The organism is Streptomyces sp. PL-29, assembly GCF_058344425.1.
Genome location: NZ_CP136996.1, coordinates 3,675,157 through 3,693,961 on the forward strand (window position 1 = coordinate 3,675,157; position 18,805 = coordinate 3,693,961).

The window sequence follows — 18,805 nt, forward strand, 5'->3', positions numbered from 1 at the left end:
GAGATCCGGGCCGGCGGGGCCCACGCTGGACAAGAGGGCCACCTGGAGGACGATCAGGTGGTCGCCCCACGTCACCGGTGAAGCGTCGCCAGTGCTGCCGGCCCGCAGGGGCTCCGAAGAGGGCCGATCCGGCGCCCGGGGGGACGCGGTGGCGCGTGGCAAGGGCCGCCTCCGTGAACAGGGCGGCGGGGCCAGCCACAGGTGGCCGTGCGCCGCAGTGCTCGCCCGGCCGTGTTCCGTGCGGTCCCGCACCGAGCCCCCGGGTACGGCGGAGGGGCGGCACCGGGTCCGTCTCCCGGTCGGCCGAGGCTGCGACCGGGTGCCGCACGGCGGGCGGCGGGACGTGGCACGCGGACCGGGTATGTGGTCTGCGTCACTCTCCGCTGGAGCGCCGGCGCGCCGGGGTCCTATGATGCGGGCAGGGGACCGGGGCTCCACTCACCTCACGGAAGGAGCGGACCGCTACCCGGAAGCACGTGTCGAGGAGACAGCGATGTCGAACACCCTTGATGCCTCCGGAGTCGGCGGGGACACCCCGAACCTCGACTTCGACGGCACGACCCCGTACGAGGACTACGTCCAGGCGGACGTCCTCACCCACCTCCAGCACCTCCGCTCGGACGACCCGGGCGAGATGGTCTTCCTGGTCACGACCCAGGTCATGGAGCTGTGGTTCACGGTCATCGTCCACGAGTGGGAAACCGCCGCGAAGGCTCTGAGCGAGGACCGCATCCCGGTCGCAATGGATGCGCTGAAACGTTCCCTCCGTGAATTGGAGGCCCTCAACGCCTCCTGGCGCCCGCTCGCCCAGCTCACCCCGGCGCAGTTCAACGCCTACCGAGGCGCCCTCGGCGAAGGTTCCGGATTCCAGTCGGCGATGTACCGCCGGATGGAGTTCCTGCTCGGCGAGAAGTCCTCCTCCATGCTGGTCCCGCACCGCGGCGCGCCGCGTGTCCACGCGGAGCTGGAGAAGGCCCTCCAAGAGCCCAGCCTCTACGACGAGGTGTTGCGCCTGCTGGCCCGCCGCGGCCTGCCGGTACCGGAGTCGGTCCTCAACCGGGACCTCTCGCTGCGCTACGAGGCCTCGGCCGAGGTCGAGGCCGTCTGGACCGGCCTGTACGCCGCCCCGGAGCTGCACGCGGACCTCCACCGGCTCGGCGAGGTCCTCACCGATGTCGCCGAGCTCGTCTGGCGCTGGCGCAACGACCACCTGGTGGCCACCCGACGCGCGATGGGCGCGAAGACCGGAACGGGCGGCTCGGCCGGTGTGACCTGGCTGGAGAAGCGCGCGACGAAGAACGTCTTCCCGGAGCTCTGGACGGCGCGCAGCCATGTCTGACATCCGGTCCGACCTGCGGACCCGTGCGGCCGAGCTGGACGCCGCCGACGAGCTGGCCACACTGCGCGAGCGCTTCACCCTGCCCGACGGGGTCGTCTACCTCGACGGCAACTCGCTCGGGGCGCTGCCCGCCGGTGTGGCCGCGGCCACCGCCGACGTCGTCGCCCGGCAGTGGGGCGAACTGCTCATCCGCTCGTGGGACGAGAGCGGTTGGTGGACCGCGCCCGAGCGGATCGGTGACAAGATCGCCCCGCTGATCGGCGCCGCTCCCGGCCAGGTGGTCGTGGGTGACTCCACCAGCGTCAACCTCTTCAAGGCGCTGGTCGGCGGTGCCCGCCTCGCCGCCCCCGGCCGGACCAGGCTGCTGGTCGACTCGGCGACGTTCCCCACCGACGGCTACATCGCGCAGTCGGCGGCCCGGCTGACGGGCCTGACCGTCGTCCCGGTCGACCCCGCGCAGGCGGTGGAGGCGATCGACGCCGACACCGCCGTGGTTCTGCTCAACCACGTCGACTACCGCAGCGGTCGGCTCCACGACCTGCCGGCCCTCACGGCGGCGGCCCGCGCCGCCGGGGCGGTCGCGGTCTGGGACCTCTGCCACTCCGCGGGCGCCCTGCCCGTGGGCCTCGACGCGCACGGTGTCGACCTGGCGGTCGGGTGCACGTACAAGTACCTCAACGGCGGCCCCGGCGCCCCCGCGTACCTGTACATCGCAGCTCGCCACCAGGACGCCTTCGACTCCCCCCTCCCCGGCTGGAACGGCCACGCGGATCCGTTCGCGATGACCCCGGCCTACGAGGCGGCGCGGGGCGCGACCCGCGGCCGCGTCGGCACCCCGGACATCCTGTCCATGCTGGCGCTGGAGGCGGCGCTCGACGCCTGGGACGGAGTCGCCGTCGAGGCCGTGCGCGCCAAGTCCCTCGCCCTGACCGATTTCTTCCTCGCGTGTGTGGCGGCGTACGTCCCGCAGGGCCTGGTGGAGTCGGTCACCCCGGCCGAGCACGAGTGCCGCGGCAGCCAGGTCTCGCTGCGGACCGACAACGCCCGGAAGGTCATGGGGGAGCTCATCGCCCGGGGCGTCATCGGCGACTTCCGCGCACCCGACGTCCTGCGCTTCGGCTTCACACCGCTCTACGTCGGTTTCGCCGACGCCGAGCGTGCGGCGCGCACGCTGGGTCACATTTTCGGGTGAAGCGGTAGCGAAACGTCACATCGCAGGGCGGGCGGGGCCAATGCTCCGTCCGCCCGGCCGTATTCCGGTCCCAGCACGGAACAGGCTGTTCCAGACTGATACGGTCCCGCTCTGCCGGAACACCGGAACATCTGTCCCCGCTGTCCCACGCGTTACCGAGAGGTTGAGCCGATGACGGACCCCGCCGCCGTGGAACGGGACGCCGCCGAGGCCGCCTCGGCCTTTGCCCATCCGGCGGTCGCACCGGACGCGACGGCCGCGTACGGCGAACACCCCGACCACGTCGTCGACTTCTACGCCCCGCGCGGCGAGACCCCGGGCCCGGCCCCGCTGGTGGTGGTCCTGCACGGCGGGGCATGGCGGGCCCCCTACGACAGGCAGCACGTCACCCCCTTCGCCGACTTCCTGGCCCGAAGCGGTTTCGCCGTCGCCAACATCGAGTACCGGCGCGGAAGTTCCCTGCCCCACCAGGACGCCGAGGGGCCAGTGGCCGGGCGCTGGCCGGAGACGTTCGACGACGTCGCCGCCGCGATGGACGCCCTGCCGGGGCTCGTCGCCACCGCCCTGCCGCAGGCCGACGTCCGTCGCGTGGTCGTCACCGGTCACTCGGCGGGCGGCCACCTCGCGCTGTGGGCCGCGGCCCGGCACGTGCTCCCGCCCGGCTCGCCGTGGCGGCTGCCCGCCCCGCCGATGCTGCGCGGGGTGGTGGCGCTGGCGCCGATCGCGGACTTCGCGGTGGCGGAGGAACTGGGCGTGTGCGGCGGGGCGAGCGCGCAGCTGCTGGGCGGCGCGGACCACTGGCACGAGCGCATGCCGTCGGCCGACCCGGCGTCGCTGCTGCCGACGGGCATCGCCACGGCGGTGGTTCAGGGCCGCGACGACATCGTGGTCCCGCAGCAGGTGGCCGAGGCGTACGTGGTGGCGGCCGCGAAGGCCGGCGAGATGGTCGGGCTGACCCTGCTCGACGGGGTCGGCCACTTCCCGCTGATCGACCCGGCGGCGGACGCCTGCGCGGTGGTGGCGGAGGAGATCTCCCAGCTGGCCTGGTAGCGGCCCGGCTGCGTCGGGGCGTGCCGCGGCGGCCGGTCGGGGAGCGCCGGACGGCCGGAGCGTCGGGCCGGTCCGTGGGGCATAGGGGTCGGTTCAGGGTGGAAACGCGCCAACTCCCTTGGATCGCACATTTATTCGCCATCCAGGGGGTGAAGATCTGTGTACGCTGGAGCCCAGACCTGAGCACGTTCAAAAATGGGGGGATCGGTGCGCAGTCGCCGTCTCGTAGTTTCCGTTGCCGTCATCGCGGCCACCATCGGCTTTGCGCCGGGCATCGCCCAGGCCGCCGGGCCCGTCGCGCCCGGGCCCGTCGCGCCCGGGCCCGTCGCGCCCGGGATGGGTGCGCCGGCCGTCGACCTGGCCAAGGTCGCGGCGCCGGGCCTGAAGACCTTCAGCAGTCCCGCGGAGCGCTCCGTCCGCAAGGCTCTGCCCGGTGCCAAGAGCGGGGTCGCCGCCCAGCAGGCGGCCGGTAACCCTGACCTGGCCCTCGTCCTGAACGCCACGGCCACCACCGCGCACGCGTTCGACCTGGAGACCACCATCGTCAGCGCCGACTCCGCGCTGAAGGTCACCGTCGACTGGGGCGACGGGAGCGCCCCCGACGGCATGGACGCCCACGGCTCGACGCTGCTGAAGAACAGTCACACCTACGCGAAGCTCGGCCAGTACACCGTCAGGGTTGCCGTGACGGACCCGGCCAACCAGGCCGAGGTCGTCAACGAGTTCCAGATCATGACCGCCGGCTCGGACTTCGTCGCGCACACCCCGACCCGCCTGCTGGACACCCGCGACGGCACCGGCGCGGTCCGGGGCAAGGTCCCCGCGTACGGCTCGACCCGGGTGAAGGTCGGCGGCAACGGGACCATCCCGGAAGGCGTCACCGCCGTCGCCCTCAACGTGACCGTCACGAACACCACCAGCGGCGGACACGTCACGGCGTTCGCCGAGGGCACCGACCGGCCGACGACCTCGAACGTCAACTTCGAGGCGGGCCAGTCCGTTCCGAACCTGGTCATCGTGCCCGTCGGCAAGAACGGCTACGTGGAGCTCGCCAACCGCGGTTCGGCGTCCGTGGACCTGATCGCGGACGTGACCGGCTACTTCACGCACGCCGACGCGGCCGGCTACACGCCGATGGCGCCGGTCCGGTTCGTCGACACCCGTGAGGGCCTCGGCACCGCCCGGGGCCAGCTGCAGGGCCAGAAGACCTTCGGCACGAAGATCAGCGGCCTGCGCGGAGTGCCGGCAGGCATCACCGCCGTGGCGCTGAACGTGACCGTGACCAACCCGAGGGAGGCCGGGCACCTGTCCGTCTTCCCGGGCGGCGGGAGCGTCCCGATCACGTCCAACCTGAACTTCACCGCGGGCCAGACCGTCGCGAACGCCGTGATCGTGCCGGTCGGCCCCGACGGCACCATCGACGTCCGCAACGGCGCCTGGGCCGGTACGGACGTCGTCGTCGACGTCGTCGGCTACTACAGCACCCAGAGCAAGGCCGCCTACATGCCGATCACCTCGGTCCGGCTGCTCGACACCCGCGACCCCCGCTGGACGCACGGCCCGATGCAGGGCCGCGGCTACATCTGGCACCCGCTGTCCGTGGACGAGCCCGGCATCGCCGGGTTCGTGCTGAACACCACGGTCACCAACACCGCCGGTGCGGGCTTCCTGTCGGTCGCCCCCGACCCGAACACGCGGGAGCAGTACCGGCTGGGCCGCCAGGTCTTCCCGGACCGCCCCACCGCATCGACGCTGAACTGGACGGCCCGCCGGACCGTCCCGAACCTGGTCCAGGCAGCCGCCGGGAACAACGGCATCGTCGACTACTGGAACCAGGGCTGGGACAACACCGACCTGATCGTCGACATCTTCGGCTACTACGAGAGCAACTGACCCAGCACCGGGCGCCCCGGGCAGGACCTGCCCGGGGCGCTCAGTGTTCGGGCGGTCTCTCGCCGGGGGCCAGGTGCTCCACCAGCTCCGCCAGGTCCTCGCAGACCTGCTCGATCCGCAGCCGTATGGTGTTCTGCTCGGTGACGAGCGCGGCGAGCAGCAGTCCGGTCAGGGCGGCCGCCCCGTTGAGGGCCTGGAGGTTGACCATGAGCTCCAGCAGGCCGTAGTCGACGAACGGTCCGGCGCGGTCGTGCGCCGCCGAAATCGCCAGGACCGAGATCAGCAGGGTGCACGGCGCGCTCCCGGCGAACTGGAAGCGGACCGCCGCCCAGATCAGCAGCGGGAAGACGAGGAAGAGCACGGACAGGTGGCTGCGGGTGGCCACGAGCGTGACGATCACGGACGTGACCGCCAGGGCCGACACCTCGGCCAGCCGGTAGTCGTCCCGGGGCAGCCGGGCCCGGCGCAGGACCAGCAGCAGCGGGGTCAGGACGAGCACCCCCATCGCGTCCCCGACCCACCAGGCCGTCCACACCGGCCAGAACCCGTCCCGGGGCAGATCGCCGGTGAGCACCAGCGTCCAGGTGCCGGCCGTGGCGCTGATCAGCATCGGCAACAGGCCGCCCAGGAAGACGAGCGCCAGTGCGTCCCGGAGCCGGTCCATCGCCGTGCGGTAGCCCACCCGGCGCAACAGCAGGTACGCGCACACCGGCGCGAGCGTGTTCCCCGCGAGGATGCCGAGTTCACTGAGATCGAAATCGCTGATGCGTTCGATGGCGAAGTAGGTGCCCAGGGAGATCCCGGGCCAGACGCGCAGGCCCAGCCAGAGCAGCGCCGCCAGCGCGATGCCGGTGGGCAGCCACAGCGGTGTGACCTGGGCGCCGTCGACGACCACGCTCTGGCGCAGGCCGATCCGCCCGCCGGCGTAGTAGGCGACGGCGACGCCGAGGATCAGCAGGAGCAGTTCGGCCGGACGTCGCCATCCCTCGGTGCGCACCACGTCATCAGACAACAAGCCGGTGGGCCGGGCGGGGCGTGACACGCGCTCCGCGGGGTCACGGGGTCCGGTCAGGGGTCGGGGTCCGGGCACTGCCCCGGGGTGGATCCGGCCGCGTCGTGGCTCAGGACGAGGACCGCGGCGTCGTCCGCGTGGCCCGTCGAATCGGCCACCTTCATCACCTCGGTGGCCAGCTCGGCCGGGTCGCTGCCGGCCGCTTCCCGGACGACCTCGACCACCCGTTCCAGCCCCACTTCGAGCGGGAAGCGCGGGCCCTCGACCACGCCGTCGGTGAGCAGGACGATCGATCCCGCGTGCGTCAGCCGCCGCCGGGTCACCTCGTAGGCCGACCCGGCCACCAGGTTCAGCGGCAGCCCGCCGGTGTCCTCGGTGATGCCGTACCGGCCGTCGACCGTGGCCCAGACCGCGGGGATGTGACCGGCCCGGGAGCTCTCCAGCTCCCAGGTGTCCGGGTCGAAGCGGAGCAGGCTGCAGGTCGCGAAGAGATCGCGGTTCATCGAGAGCAGCACTTCGTTGGCCCGGCTCAGCACCTCACCGGGATCGACGACCACGGCCGCCACGGCCCGCAGACAGATTCTGACCTGGCCCATGAACGCGGCCGCGTCGACATCGTGCCCTTGGACGTCGCCGATGCAGAAGGCGAGCGCGCCCTCCGGCAGCCGGAAGCCGTCGTACCAGTCGCCGCCGATGTCCAGGCCGTTCCGGGCGGGCGAGTAACGGGCCGCGGTGCGCAGGCCCGGCACGCAGGGCAGCGCGGTGGGCAGCATCTCGCGTTGCAGCGCCTCGGCCAGTTCCACGCGGGCCTGCTGGAGCTCCACGCCCTGGCGTGCCTGTGCGGTCAGTTTTCCGAGCGTGCTCAACAGGTCGGCGCTGGCCACCCGAGGGGGACGGCGCCGGCTCATGGACAGCTCCGACGATGGCGCATCCGTCCCTGCTTCCGCCGCGGAAAGGACCCGCCCATCATATTTCCGCCCACCCGGAACCCGCCTTCCGGGGATCGCCGCGCCCGGGCCTGCCAGGGGCCGGATCCCCCTGGACGCCCGGAATCCACGGGCTTCGTGCGATCCGGAACCGGCCCGGATTAGCGCTCGTGTTCATAAGTGACCGTGTTCGATCATGGAAAGAGCGCAAGGGGATCGGTGCGCAATCGCCGACTCGTGGTCGTCGCTGCCCTGGTGGCGGCTTCCTGTCCGTGCCCCGGACCCGAACCACTGGTCCGACTACCGGAACGGCACGGCGGTGACACCGCCGCGGGCACGCGCCCGTACGTGCGGGAAGGGGCGGGCGCCGTACGGCGCACCGCCCCTTCGTGCCGCTGCGGGCGCTGCCTACAGGAACGAGTTGATCTCGATCGTCTCGGTGCGGCCGGGGCCGACGCCGATCGCGGAGATCGGGGCGCCCGACATCTCCTCCAGGGCCTTCACGTAGGCCTGGGCGTTCGCCGGCAGGTCCGAGAAGGTCTTGGCCTTGGTGATGTCCTCGGACCAGCCGGGGAGGTACTCGTAGATCGGCTTCGCGTGGTGGAAGTCGCTCTGCGAGTAGGGCAGCTCCTCGACGCGCTTGCCGTCGATCTCGTAGGCGACGCAGACCGGGATCTGCTCCCAGCCGGTCAGTACGTCCAGCTTCGTGAGGAAGAAGTCGGTGAGGCCGTTCACGCGGGTGGCGTACCGTGCGATCGGCGCGTCGAACCAGCCGCAGCGACGGTCGCGGCCGGTGGTCACGCCGCGCTCGCCGCCGATGCGGCGCAGGTCCTCGCCGTCCTGGTCGAACAGCTCGGTCGGGAACGGGCCCGCGCCGACGCGGGTGGTGTAGGCCTTGAGGATGCCGATGACACGGCTGATCTTCGTGGGGCCGACGCCGGTGCCGGTGCAGGCGCCGCCCGCGGTCGGGTTCGACGAGGTGACGAAGGGGTAGGTGCCGTGGTCGACGTCGAGCAGGGTGCCCTGGCCGCCCTCGAAGAGCACGACCTTGTCCTCGTCCAGCGCGTTGTTGAGGATCAGGGTGGTGTCGGCGACGTACGGCTTGATCTGCTCCGCGTACTGGAGCATTTCCTCGACGATGGCCGCGGACTCGATCGCGCGGCGGTTGTAGAGCTTCGCGAGGAGCTGGTTCTTGCCCTCCAGCGCCGCCTCGACCTTCTGGGAGAGGATCGACTCGTCGTAGAGGTCCTGGACGCGGATGCCGACGCGGTTGATCTTGTCTGCGTAGGTCGGGCCGATGCCGCGACCGGTGGTACCGATCTTGCGCTTGCCGAGGAAGCGCTCGCCGACCTTGTCGAGGGTGACGTTGTAAGGCGTGATCAGATGAGCGTTGCCGCTGATGAGCAGCTTGGAGGTGTCGATGCCGCGCTCGTTGAGACCGCGCAGCTCGGAGAGCAGGACGGCCGGGTCGACGACGACGCCGTTACCGATGACCGGGGTGCATCCGGGGGAGAGGATGCCGGAAGGGAGAAGGTGCAGCGCGTACTTCTGGTCGCCGACGACGACCGTGTGGCCGGCGTTGTTGCCGCCCTGGTAGCGCACTACATAGTCAACGGATCCACCGAGCAGGTCGGTGGCCTTTCCCTTGCCCTCGTCACCCCACTGAGCTCCGAGCAGCACAAGAGCGGGCACAGGCGTACACCTCTTCCGGATGGGGCATGTCCAAGGTCAGGGGCGCGTACGACGATGTACGCGGGCTGAGCCGTCGGACGGGTTGCCCCGGAATAGACGAAGGCCCTGGCGCAATAGCGCAAGGGCCTCTTGCACAAAGATGCTACCCGAGGAAGGACCGAGGTGTCGGCTCCAGAGCCCACCATGAGCGAAGCGGGCGCGCCGGTAGGCGGTCTGCTGGTGCTCGTCGACCCGGTCGCCCGCCGTCTCGACGGCGAGTCCGTGCGGATCGCGAAGGATGTGTTGTCAGCGGGCGCGGCGGCGAAGATCTGCCTCCCGGATTCGCAGGAGGAGTTTGCGCGGGCGCTTGCCCGCCGGGGTCAACGGCAGCCGGTGATCGTGGGCGACGACGGTGCCCTGGTGCGGGCGGTGGGACTGCTGCACCGGGAGCGGGGGCTGGGCGAGAGCGCTCTGGCCCTGGTCCCGGTGGGGCCGGTGGGGTCCCTGGCGCTGGCGATGTCCCTGGGGGTTCCCCAGTCCGCCGTCGCGGCGGCTCGGGCGGTGCTCGACGGGTCGGTGCGGACGTGTGACCTGCTGGTCGACGACAGTGACGGGGTGGTCCTCGGCGCGCTGCGGATTTCGCCGCTGCGCGGCCCGGAGCGGGGGCTCCCCAGGCCGGCCGGGCCGTCGGTGTGGAGCGCCTACCGCTCGCTGGTGCGGACGCTGGTCCGGCCGGTGGTGGCGGCGGGCGGTGCGGGCGGCGGTCACCACCGGCTCCGGGTGGAGGCCGACGGGGTCGTGCTGGCGGATGTGGACCAGCCCGTGGCGGACGTCTCGGTGCGCACGCGGCGCGACGGCGAACCGGCGGAGGTCGCGGTGCGCACGGGCGGCGGCTTCGCCGGCTCGACGGTGACGGCCCGGGCGAAGACGGTGACGGTCTCGGGCGCGGACTTCCGCTACCGGGCCGACGGCGCGATGACCGGCCCGGTTCGCCGCCGTACGTGGACGCTGCGCCCCGGGTCCTGGATGCTCACCCTGCCGCGGTGACGGAGGCGGCGCGGCTCACGCGTTCGGTGGTGCTGGTGGTGCCACTGCCCCCGGTGGTGTTCGGGGTGCGGGGCTTCGCGCGGTCCGCCGGGTGCGGGGTCGCACGGCGGGACCCGGCGCCGCCGGACAGGTGGTGCGGCCGCTCGTGCTGTGACCGGAAGGGTCCACCGACCGGAAGGGTTCACCGCCGCACGGCCCCCCGGCCCTAGTCGAGGCCGAGGGTGGCCCGGTGGGCGCGCCAGCGGTCCATCAGGCTCAGCATCTCTCCCTGCATGAACTCGAAGAAGGCCGCCGTCTCGGCGACCCGCGCCCCGGCGGGCGAATCCGTACCGAGTCCGGCCGCGCCCTCGCGCAGGGTCTTCCCCCACTGGGTCAGGACCTGGTCGCGCCGGGTGAAGGTCTCGTACCAGAGCTCGTTGTGCAGGACGTACCGGTCCCGCCGTGAGCCCGGTTCTCGTTCGCGGCTGACCATGTTGACCTGTGCCAGGTAGGACACGGCCCCCGAGACCGCGGCCGGGCTGATCCGGAGCGCGTCGCTCAGCTCCGCCGAGGTCATCGAGCCGCCATCGCTGGCCAGCAGCTGCGCGAAGACCCGGGCGGCCATCCGCTGCATCCCCGCTTCGGTCAGCTGCGCCGCGAACCGCTCCACGAACCGGGAGACGGCTCCCGCGTCGCGTCCGGCGGCCGAGTCGGCAGCCCCATCCCCGTGCCCGTCCGTCCGCACCATGCCGTTCGCCACCCTCCCGACTTTACGCGATTCTTGTGATTCCCAATCTTCACAGATTTATGAAAGAAGCGTACGTTCGGAGGCATGACGAAGGCAATCAGTGCCGTCGGCCTCCACAAGGCCTTCGGCCGCACCCGCGCACTGGACGGACTCGACCTCGCGGTCACCACCGGCGAAGTACACGGCTTCCTCGGACCCAACGGCGCCGGCAAGTCCACCGCCATCCGGATCCTGCTCGGACTGCTGCGCGCGGACGCCGGGACCGCCGAACTCCTCGGCGGCGACCCGTGGGCCGACGCGGTGCCCCTCCACCGTCGTGTCGCCTACGTCCCCGGAGACGTCACACTGTGGCGCAACCTCTCCGGCGGCGAGGTCATCGACCTGTACGGACGGCTTCGCGGCGGCCTCGACCCGGCGCGCCGCGCCGAGCTCCTGGAGCGGTTCGAACTGGACCCCACCAAGAAGGGGCGCACCTACTCCAAGGGCAACCGGCAGAAGGTCGCCCTCGTCGCCGCCTTCGCCTCCGACGCCGAACTGCTCATCCTCGACGAACCCACCTCCGGCCTCGACCCGCTGATGGAGGGGGTCTTCCAGAGCTGCGTCGCCGAGGCCCGCTCCGCCGGCCGCACCGTCCTGCTCAGCTCGCACATCCTCAGCGAGGTCGAGTCGCTGTGCGACCGCGTCAGCATCGTCCGCCAGGGCCGCACCGTGGAGACCGGGACCCTCGCCGAACTCCGCCACCTCACCCGTACGTCGATCAGCGCCGAGCTCGCCGGCCCGCCGAACGGCATGGCCCGCCTGCCGGGCGTGCACGACGTGGAGGTGCGCGGGCTCAAGGTCCGGCTCCAGGCCGACACCGACAAGCTGGACGCCGTACTGCGCTCCCTCACCGAGGCCGGAGTACGCTCGCTGACCGCGACCCCGCCCACCCTCGAAGAGCTCTTCCTGCGCCACTACACCGACGGCCGCGAGGCGGGCACGCGATGAAGCGACGACCGAACGGCCTCGCGGGCACCGGCGCACTGCTGGGTCTGGCCCTGCGCCGCGACCGGGTGATGATGCCGGTCTGGGTCCTGCTCACCGCGCTCCTGGTGGTGAGCATGCCCGGATCGCTCGGCAGCGTGTACGCCACCGCCGCCGAACGCGCCCGGGCCGCGGCCACGATGAACGCCAACGACTCCCTGCGCGCCCTGTACGGACCGGTCTTCGGGGACTCCCTCGGCGCCCTGACGGCCTGGCGCGCCGGCGTCTTCGGCGCGGTCCTCGCGGCTGTCATGAGCCTGATCATCGTGGTCCGACACACCCGGGAGGAAGAGGAGACGGGACGTCAGGAACTGCTCTCCGCCGCCATGGTGGGTCGCCAGGCCCCACTGACCGCGGCGCTCCTCGCCGCCCTCGTGGCCAACACGTGCACCGCCCTGCTCGTCGCCGGCGGCCTCGCCGGGCAGGGAGCCCCGGGCGCGGTCGCGCTCGCCCTGGCCCTCGCCGGCACCGGCATGCTCTTCGCCGGCGCGGCCGCCGTAACCGCCCAGCTGACCGAGAGCGCCCGGGCCGCCAAGGGGGTCACGGCCACGCTGCTCGGCGCGGCCTTCGTCCTGAAAGCCGCGGGCGACGCCGGTACCACGGGCGGAGGCTCCGCTCTGACCTGGGTCTCACCCCTCGGCTGGGTGGAGAACGTACGAGCCTTCGCCGGCGAGCGCTGGTGGGTGCTCCTGCTGCTCGCCGCCGCCGTCGTGGTGCAGGTGGCCGCCGGCTACCTGCTGGCCGGTCGCCGCGACCTCGGGATGAGCTTCCTGCCGTCCCGGCCGGGGCCGGCCGAGGGGCGGCTCGGCACGGCGGGCGCGCTGGCCTGGCGGCTGCAGCGAGGCACCCTCACGGGCTGGAGCGCGGGCTTCCTGACGGCCGGCGTGGTCTTCGGCGGTATGGCGGACGGTGCCGCGGACCTGGTCGGCGGCAACGACCGGACGCGGGAGATCATCGAGCGGATGGGCGGGCAGAGCGGACTCACCGACGCCTTCCTCGCCGCGATGGCCGGCATGTTCGGCATGGTCGCCGCCCTGTACGCGGTGTCGGCCGTCCTGCGCCTGAGCGGTGAGGAGACGGGACAGCGGGCGGAACCGCTCCTCGCGAACGCGGTCGGCCGGCTCCGCTGGGCCGGCGGCCACCTGGCCGTCGCCTTCGGCGGCTCGGCACTGATACTGCTGCTGGCGGGGCTCGGTCTCGGCATCGGGCACGGCGGCGAGGTGGGGGCGACGGTCGCGGCCACTCTCGCCCAGCTTCCGGCGGTCTGGGTCATCGGGGCCGTGGCGGCGCTCCTCCACGGCGCGATACCGGCGTACGCGGCGGCCGCCTGGGCCGTGGCCGGTGGCGCCCTGGTCCTGGGCTGGATCGGTCCGGCGCTGAACCTCCCCCAGACCGCCCTGGACCTCTCGCCCTTCGCCCATATGCCCAGGCTCCCGGGCGCCGAGCCCCTGGTGTGGACCCCACTCCTGGCCCTGACCGCCCTGGCAGCGGCCCTGACGGCGGTCGGCCTCACCGCCCTGCGCCGCCGCGACATGACCACCTGAACTGCGGAGGAGCCAACCTCCTAGAACTCCACCAGCAGGTTCTTCAGCCCGCGGATGACGTACCCGTCCTGCCACTGCGGCTCCTCGACGAGCCGCAGTGGGGGCACGCCGTCCGCCAGCAGCGCCCCGAAGGAGGCCTCCAGCTCGCGCCGCGCCAGCGGTGCCCCCAGGCAGTAGTGGATCCCCGCGCCGAAGGCCAGATGCGGATTGTCGGCCCGCCCGAGGTCCAGCGCGTCGGGGTCCTCGAAACGCGCGGGATCCCGGTTCGCCGATCCGAAGAGCAGCGCCACCTCCGACCCGCGGGGGATGTCGGTACCGCCGACGCGGATGTCGTCGAGCACCCAGCGTTCGAACATCTGCAGGGGAGTGTCGTACCGCATCAGTTCATCCACAGCTGTGGACAACTTCTCGGGATCGCGGCCTTCGCGGAGCGCGGCGAGCTGATCGGGGTTGCGGAACAGCGCCCACCACCCATTGACCGTGGTGTTGACGGTGGCCTCGTGCCCGGCGTTCAGCAGGAGGACGCAGGTGGAGATCATCTCCTGCTCGCTGAGCCGCCCCTCCTCGTCATGGGCGGCGATCAGGCCGGAGATCAGATCCTCGCCGGGGCGCGCGCGCCGCTGGGCGATCAGCTCCCGCAGGTACGCGCTGAAGTCGATGCTCGCGCGCACCGCGCGCCGCGCCGTCTCCTCGTCCGGCCGGAGCTCGAACATTCCGCAGATGTCCGCCGACCAGGGCCGCAGCAGCCCCCGGTCCCCCTCGGGGACGCCCAGCAGCTCCGCGATCACGGCCACCGGCAGCGGCTCGGCGACCGTGGCGAGCAGATCGCCGCCACCGTCCGCGAGTAGCCGCCCCACCAGTTCCCCGGCCAGCCGCTGCACGGCGGGCACCAGCCGTTCCACCGTCCGTGGCGTGAAGGCCTTCGCCACCAGCCTGCGCACCCGTGCGTGAGCGGGATCCTCCAGGTCCAGCAGGCCGTTGCCGTTGAGCACGTGGAAGGGCTCGTGCGCCGCCGGCGGTGCCGGGCGCCCGAACTCCTCGTGCGAGAAGCGGTGGAGGTAGGTCCGCCCCAGCCGCCGGTCCCGCAGCAGCGCGCTCACATCGGCGTAGTGCGGCACCAGCCACTGGCCGGTGGCCTCACACCAGACGGCCCGCCCCTGCTGCCTCAACTCCCGGTAGGCCGGGTACGGATCGGCGACGAACGCGGCATCCCACGGATCAAAGCCCATGACCGCAGACTATGCGCTCCGCCCCCGGATCAGGCCGGAGTCACCAGGCGGGTCTCGTAGGCGAACACCGCCGCCTGTGTCCGGTCCCGCAGGCCCAGCTTCACCAGGATCCGGCTCACATGGGTCTTGATCGTGGACTCCGCGACGATCAGCCGGTCTGCCATCTCCGCATTGGACAGCCCCTGCGCGATCAGGATCAGCACCTCCGTCTCCCGCTCCGTCAGCTCGCCCACTCCCGCCGGGTCCGCGAGCTTGCGCACCTCGGAGATCTTCGAGAACTCCGAGATCAGCCGCTTGGTCACCGAGGGCGCCAGCAGCGCCTCGCCGGCTGCCACCACCCTCACCCCGTCCGCAAGCTGACGGGCCGACGCATCCTTCAGCAGGAACCCGGAGGCCCCCGCCCGCAGCGCCTGATACACGTACTCGTCGAGGTCGAAGGTCGTCAGCACCAGCACCTTCGCGTCCGTGTCCGCGGCCACGATCTCCCGTGTCGCCTCCAGGCCGTTCATGTGGGGCATCCGGATGTCCATCAGCACCACGTCCGGCCGCAGCGCCGCCACCTGCGCGATGGCCTCGCGGCCGTCGACCGCCTCGCCCACCACCTCGATGCCGTCCATGGCGTTCAGGAGAACCGAGAACCCCTCGCGGACCATCATCTGGTCGTCGACGATCAGCACCCTGATCGTCATGCCGTTGCCTCCTGCGGCGGCACCGGCTCGGGACGGCTGCGCACCGGGATGAACACCGCGACTTCGTACCCTCCCGATTCCGTCCGCGCCGCCGTCATCTCCCCCTCCAGCATGGCCACCCGCTCCCGCATCCCGGTGATCCCGTGACCGGCCCCCGGCGAAGGCCGCACATCCCCGGTCGGCGCCTCGTTGACGACCCGTATGCCCAAGCCGCCCAGCACGTACGACACTTCCACCCCGGCCGCCGCACCCGGCGCATGCCGCAGCGCGTTACTCAGGGCCTCCTGGATGATCCGGTACGCCGACAGCTCCACGCCCTGCGGCAGCTCCCGCACCGCACCCGTGACCGTCTTCTCCACACTCAGCCCTGCCTCGCGCACATTGGCCAGCAGCCCGTCCAGCGAGTCCAGCGTCGGCTGCGGGGCCTCCGGAGCCTCGTAGTCCGCGGAGCGCACCACACCCAGCACCCGCCGCAGCTCCGTCAGGGCCGCCACCGCGTTCTCCCTGATGGTGACGAACGCCGCCTCCAGCTCGGGCGGCGGGTTCTTCACCCGGTACGGCGCGGCCTCGGCCTGGATCGCCACCACCGACATGTGGTGTGCCACCACGTCGTGCAGTTCCCGCGCGATCGTCGTCCGCTCCTCCAACAGCGTCCGCTTGTCCCGCTCGACGGCCGTGACCTCCTGCTGCGCGCTCACCTCCGCCCTGGCGTGCCGGCGTATCTGGATGCTTCCGGCGATCACCAGCGCGAAGGCGGAGGCCACCGCCATCTCCGACGCGTTCGACCCCCACTGGCCGCTGAGCATCACGGAGAGGACAACGCCCAGCGCGAGGGTCAGCGCCCACATCCAGGCCGCCACCCGGGGCCCGGTCCGCAGCGTCACGAGGACCATGACCGCGATGTAGGAGAAGAAGGCGCCCGGGGTCCAGGGCCAGCTGCCGCCCCCGCCGAGGGCGCCCAGCACCACGGTCATCGCGACGGCCGCCCACCATGCGCCGACCGGCCGCACCAGCGTCATGAGGACGGGAGCCGCGGCCATCAGCCCCATGACGAGCCCGCCGAGATCACCGAGATAGCCCGACTGCCCGTCCACCGTGACGAGCACGGCGACGAAGGCCAGGAATCCCACGGCCGCATGCCGCCGCCACGGCGCATACGGGCGTATCGCTTTGGGGAGCCGTCGGGAGAAGCGCCCCGGAGCCCCCGCCAGGGGCAGCGGCCGATAGGCGAAGGCATCGGTGAGGAGGTCCTGGCGAAGGGTCGCGATCACCTCCGATGCCAGTCGGAATTCAGGCGTCCGGGCTGTCCCCCCGGTGGTCGTCTCGGTCATAGGCACAACCGTAGGTCTGTGCCGCCTGCACCCGCGTCGCCGCTGATGGGGATTTCGCCGCGTCCCTCTCAAGTACTACACGGGGCCGTCAGTAGCCCGCCGGACGGATCAGACCGCTCTCGTACGCGAACACCGCCGCCTGTGTGCGGTCCCGCAGGCCCAGCTTCACCAGGATCCGGCTCACGTGGGTCTTCACCGTCTGCTCGGCCAGGACCAGGTGCTCGGAGATCTCCGCGTTCGACAGGCCCTGGGCGATCAGCGACAGCACCTCCGTCTCCCGCTCGGTGAGCGCCTCGATCCGGGCCCGCGACGGCGCACGCGGCGCCCCCAGCCGGGAGAACTCCGTGATCAGCCGCTTCGTGATGTTCGGTGAGAGCAGCGCCTCACCCGCCGCCACCACCCGTACCGCCTCGGCGAGCTGATCGGCGGACGCGTCCTTCAGCAGGAAGCCGGAGGCCCCTGCCCGCAGCGCCTCGTACACGTACTCGTCGAGGTCGAAGGTGGTCAGCACGAGCACTTTCACCGTGGCACGGGGAACACGTGTGATCACGGAGGTGGCTTCGATGCCGCCCATGCCCGGCATCCGGATGTCCATCAGCACCACGTCCGGGGCCAGCTCGGCGGCCTGGGCGACGGCGTCCGCCCCGTCCACCGCCTGCCCCACCACCTCGATGTCGGGCTGGGCGTTGAGCAGCACGGTGAAGCCCTGCCGCACCATCATCTGGTCGTCGGCGATCATCACCCTGATCGGGGTGCTCATGGTGCCTTCCTCGTCTCGGTGCGGGAGCGGGTGTCGGTGTCGGCGGGCGGGATGTGCGGAGCCGTCGGGAGCACCGCGCTGACCTCGTACCCGCCGTCGGGACGTGGGCCCGCAGCCAGTTCGCCTCCCAGCATGCCCGCCCGCTCCCGCATTCCGAGCATCCCGTGCCCCGCCCCCTGCGAGGGCGGTGCCGGCCGGCTCGGCGCGCTGTTGGCGACGCACAGGTACAGTTCGCGCGGCCCGTACGCGACGCCCACCTCCACCCGTGAGCCGGGCGCGTGGCGAAGGCAGTTGCTCAGGGCCTCCTGCACGATCCGGTATGCGGTCAGCTCGACTCCGGGGGCCAGCGGCCGGCGGATGCCCGCGACTTCGGTGGTGACGTCCAGTCCGGCTCCCCGCACGTTGTCCACGAGACCGTTCAGCTCGGCGAGGGTCGGCTGCGGATGCTTCGGGGCCGCGAGATCACCGCCCTGTTCGGAGCGCAGCACGCCCAGCACCCGACGCAGCTCCGTGAGGGCCTCCAGCGCGTTCTCCCGGATGCCCGCCAGGTTCTCCTTGAGCTCCTCCGACGGGTTGTCCACGAGGTGCGGGGCGACCTGCGCCTGGATGGAGATCACGGACATGTGGTGGGCGACGACGTCGTGCAGCTCGCGGGCGATGCGGCTGCGTTCCTCCAGCACGGTGCGCCGTGCCCGCTCCTCCGCGGTGAGGGTCTCCTGCTCGACCAGTTCGCCCCGTGCCAGCCGCAGGGCGCGCAGCGCGTACCCGAGGAGCCCGACGAAGCCGAAGAGGACCGCGGCTTCCATGGAGGAGATCTGGCTTCCGTTCGGACGGGAGGTCAGCTCGGCCGTCCCGGTGAGGGCGAGGGAGACGGTGACGACCCAGATCGTCACCCGGGGCGGTACCCGGAGGGAGACCAGCAGCAGCACGAGGGCGAACGCGAGGATCCCGCCGGGCGTCCACGGCCACCACTGACCCGGCCCGACGCTGTGGCGGATCATCGAGGCGATCCAGCCCGCGGCGAGCAGCGCCAGCCACCAGGCGGCGATCGGGCGGAACATCGCGAGCCAGATCGACAGCGCCGTCAGGAGCGCGACGGCCAGCGGCGGGCCGCCTTTGACGTGGTAGTGGTCCATGAGCTGCTCGGTGGTCAGGAACCCGAAGAACACCGCCGCGTAGGCGACGAGCACATGCGGAAGCCGAGCCAGCCACCGCGGCAGCGGCCGGCCCATCCGGGGGAGCGGGTCGCGCCGGAGCGTGAACAGCTCCAGGGCCGGCTCCATGACCGACGCCAGCCGCGGCGCGACGTCCTTGACGGGGCCGGAGGGCTTCGGCTTGGCCGTCGGCACGCGCTGTTCGTTCACGCCGGTCA

The 18,805-nt window shown here is 72.0% G+C and carries 16 protein-coding genes; 7 read left to right on the forward strand and 9 right to left on the reverse strand.

Annotation, left to right across the window (positions count from 1 at the left end; translation table 11 throughout):
• The first annotated feature begins 493 nt into the window (after positions 1-493).
• From R4Z63_RS16840 to R4Z63_RS16855, 4 genes are all read left to right on the forward strand, one after another.
• On the forward strand, positions 494-1,339 hold the full coding sequence (locus tag R4Z63_RS16840) for a tryptophan 2,3-dioxygenase family protein (RefSeq protein WP_037920810.1): 846 nt from the start codon (positions 494-496) through the stop codon (positions 1,337-1,339).
• Positions 1,332-2,531, forward strand: coding sequence for a kynureninase (gene kynU, locus R4Z63_RS16845; protein ID WP_384446004.1), 1,200 nt, complete (start codon positions 1,332-1,334; stop codon positions 2,529-2,531). The genes R4Z63_RS16840 and kynU overlap by 8 nt, the downstream gene beginning before the upstream one ends.
• Before the next feature lie 171 nt (positions 2,532-2,702).
• A complete protein-coding gene (locus R4Z63_RS16850) occupies positions 2,703-3,581 on the forward strand; it encodes an alpha/beta hydrolase (protein ID WP_384446005.1) in 879 nt (292 codons plus the stop codon).
• A gap of 207 nt (positions 3,582-3,788) precedes the next feature.
• Positions 3,789-5,474, forward strand: coding sequence for a PKD domain-containing protein (locus R4Z63_RS16855; protein ID WP_384446006.1), 1,686 nt, complete (start codon positions 3,789-3,791; stop codon positions 5,472-5,474).
• Positions 5,475-5,514: 40 nt separating this feature from the next.
• Here the strand turns inward: R4Z63_RS16855 and R4Z63_RS16860 are convergent, their stop codons facing one another.
• The 3 genes from R4Z63_RS16860 to R4Z63_RS16870 all read right to left on the reverse strand — a co-directional run bounded on the left by R4Z63_RS16860 (position 5,515) and on the right by R4Z63_RS16870 (position 9,104).
• Positions 5,515-6,474 (reverse strand): MASE1 domain-containing protein, encoded by a 960-nt coding sequence (locus R4Z63_RS16860; protein WP_037920818.1) that lies wholly within the window; start codon positions 6,472-6,474, stop codon positions 5,515-5,517.
• A 68-nt stretch (positions 6,475-6,542) separates the two neighbouring features.
• Positions 6,543-7,394, reverse strand: a complete 852-nt coding sequence (locus R4Z63_RS16865; protein WP_384446007.1) for a PP2C family protein-serine/threonine phosphatase — start codon at positions 7,392-7,394, stop codon at positions 6,543-6,545.
• 426 nt (positions 7,395-7,820) lie between these two features.
• Complete coding sequence (locus R4Z63_RS16870) at positions 7,821-9,104, reverse strand: adenylosuccinate synthase (protein ID WP_037920822.1); 1,284 nt, start codon at positions 9,102-9,104, stop codon at positions 7,821-7,823.
• Between the two features lie 183 nt (positions 9,105-9,287).
• Between R4Z63_RS16870 and R4Z63_RS16875 the strand changes: the two genes are divergently transcribed.
• The gene (locus tag R4Z63_RS16875) at positions 9,288-10,130 is read left to right on the forward strand and encodes a diacylglycerol kinase family protein (RefSeq protein ID WP_384446065.1); all 843 of its coding nucleotides are present in this window, start codon (positions 9,288-9,290) and stop codon (positions 10,128-10,130) included.
• 205 nt (positions 10,131-10,335) lie between these two features.
• On the opposite strand, the gene R4Z63_RS16880 is transcribed toward R4Z63_RS16875, so the two are convergent.
• Positions 10,336-10,857: a GbsR/MarR family transcriptional regulator gene (locus R4Z63_RS16880; RefSeq protein WP_037921463.1), complete on the reverse strand. Its 522-nt coding sequence runs from the start codon at positions 10,855-10,857 to the stop codon at positions 10,336-10,338.
• A gap of 84 nt (positions 10,858-10,941) precedes the next feature.
• On the opposite strand from R4Z63_RS16880, the gene R4Z63_RS16885 reads away from it, so the two are divergent.
• Both R4Z63_RS16885 and R4Z63_RS16890 read left to right on the forward strand, forming a co-directional pair.
• Positions 10,942-11,844 carry an ABC transporter ATP-binding protein gene (locus tag R4Z63_RS16885; protein ID WP_037920827.1) on the forward strand — a complete coding sequence of 301 codons (903 nt, stop codon included), beginning with the start codon at positions 10,942-10,944 and terminating at the stop codon, positions 11,842-11,844.
• On the forward strand, positions 11,841-13,424 hold the full coding sequence (locus R4Z63_RS16890; protein ID WP_384446008.1) for an ABC transporter permease: 1,584 nt from the start codon (positions 11,841-11,843) through the stop codon (positions 13,422-13,424). The genes R4Z63_RS16885 and R4Z63_RS16890 overlap by 4 nt, the downstream gene beginning before the upstream one ends.
• A 20-nt stretch (positions 13,425-13,444) precedes the next feature.
• Here the strand turns inward: R4Z63_RS16890 and R4Z63_RS16895 are convergent, their stop codons facing one another.
• The 5 genes from R4Z63_RS16895 to R4Z63_RS16915 form a co-directional block, all read right to left on the reverse strand.
• Positions 13,445-14,653, reverse strand: a complete 1,209-nt coding sequence (locus tag R4Z63_RS16895) for a cytochrome P450 (RefSeq protein WP_384446009.1) — start codon at positions 14,651-14,653, stop codon at positions 13,445-13,447.
• 29 nt (positions 14,654-14,682) lie between these two features.
• On the reverse strand, positions 14,683-15,342 hold the full coding sequence (locus R4Z63_RS16900; protein ID WP_037920836.1) for a response regulator: 660 nt from the start codon (positions 15,340-15,342) through the stop codon (positions 14,683-14,685).
• Positions 15,339-16,673, reverse strand: coding sequence for a sensor histidine kinase (locus tag R4Z63_RS16905; protein WP_384446010.1), 1,335 nt, complete (start codon positions 16,671-16,673; stop codon positions 15,339-15,341). Before R4Z63_RS16905 ends, R4Z63_RS16900 begins: the two co-directional genes overlap by 4 nt.
• An 88-nt stretch (positions 16,674-16,761) precedes the next feature.
• Positions 16,762-17,433: a response regulator gene (locus R4Z63_RS16910; RefSeq protein ID WP_037920841.1), complete on the reverse strand. Its 672-nt coding sequence runs from the start codon at positions 17,431-17,433 to the stop codon at positions 16,762-16,764.
• Positions 17,430-18,797, reverse strand: a complete 1,368-nt coding sequence (locus R4Z63_RS16915; protein WP_384446011.1) for a sensor histidine kinase — start codon at positions 18,795-18,797, stop codon at positions 17,430-17,432. Before R4Z63_RS16915 ends, R4Z63_RS16910 begins: the two co-directional genes overlap by 4 nt.
• Positions 18,798-18,805: the final 8 nt, after the last annotated feature.

Bases quoted from the DNA above. Each gene is read 5' to 3' on its own strand.
- R4Z63_RS16840 (WP_037920810.1), top strand. From the start codon at position 494: ATGTCGAACACCCTTGATGCCTCCGGAGTCGGCGGGGACACCCCGAAC.
- kynU (WP_384446004.1), top strand. From the start codon at position 1,332: ATGTCTGACATCCGGTCCGACCTGCGGACCCGTGCGGCCGAGCTGGAC.
- R4Z63_RS16850 (WP_384446005.1), top strand. From the start codon at position 2,703: ATGACGGACCCCGCCGCCGTGGAACGGGACGCCGCCGAGGCCGCCTCG.
- R4Z63_RS16865 (WP_384446007.1), bottom strand. From the start codon at position 7,394: ATGAGCCGGCGCCGTCCCCCTCGGGTGGCCAGCGCCGACCTGTTGAGC.
- R4Z63_RS16875 (WP_384446065.1), top strand. From the start codon at position 9,288: ATGAGCGAAGCGGGCGCGCCGGTAGGCGGTCTGCTGGTGCTCGTCGAC.
- R4Z63_RS16880 (WP_037921463.1), bottom strand. From the start codon at position 10,857: ATGGTGCGGACGGACGGGCACGGGGATGGGGCTGCCGACTCGGCCGCC.
- R4Z63_RS16885 (WP_037920827.1), top strand. From the start codon at position 10,942: ATGACGAAGGCAATCAGTGCCGTCGGCCTCCACAAGGCCTTCGGCCGC.
- R4Z63_RS16890 (WP_384446008.1), top strand. From the start codon at position 11,841: ATGAAGCGACGACCGAACGGCCTCGCGGGCACCGGCGCACTGCTGGGT.
- R4Z63_RS16895 (WP_384446009.1), bottom strand. From the start codon at position 14,653: ATGGGCTTTGATCCGTGGGATGCCGCGTTCGTCGCCGATCCGTACCCG.
- R4Z63_RS16900 (WP_037920836.1), bottom strand. From the start codon at position 15,342: ATGACGATCAGGGTGCTGATCGTCGACGACCAGATGATGGTCCGCGAG.
- R4Z63_RS16905 (WP_384446010.1), bottom strand. From the start codon at position 16,673: ATGACCGAGACGACCACCGGGGGGACAGCCCGGACGCCTGAATTCCGA.
- R4Z63_RS16910 (WP_037920841.1), bottom strand. From the start codon at position 17,433: ATGAGCACCCCGATCAGGGTGATGATCGCCGACGACCAGATGATGGTG.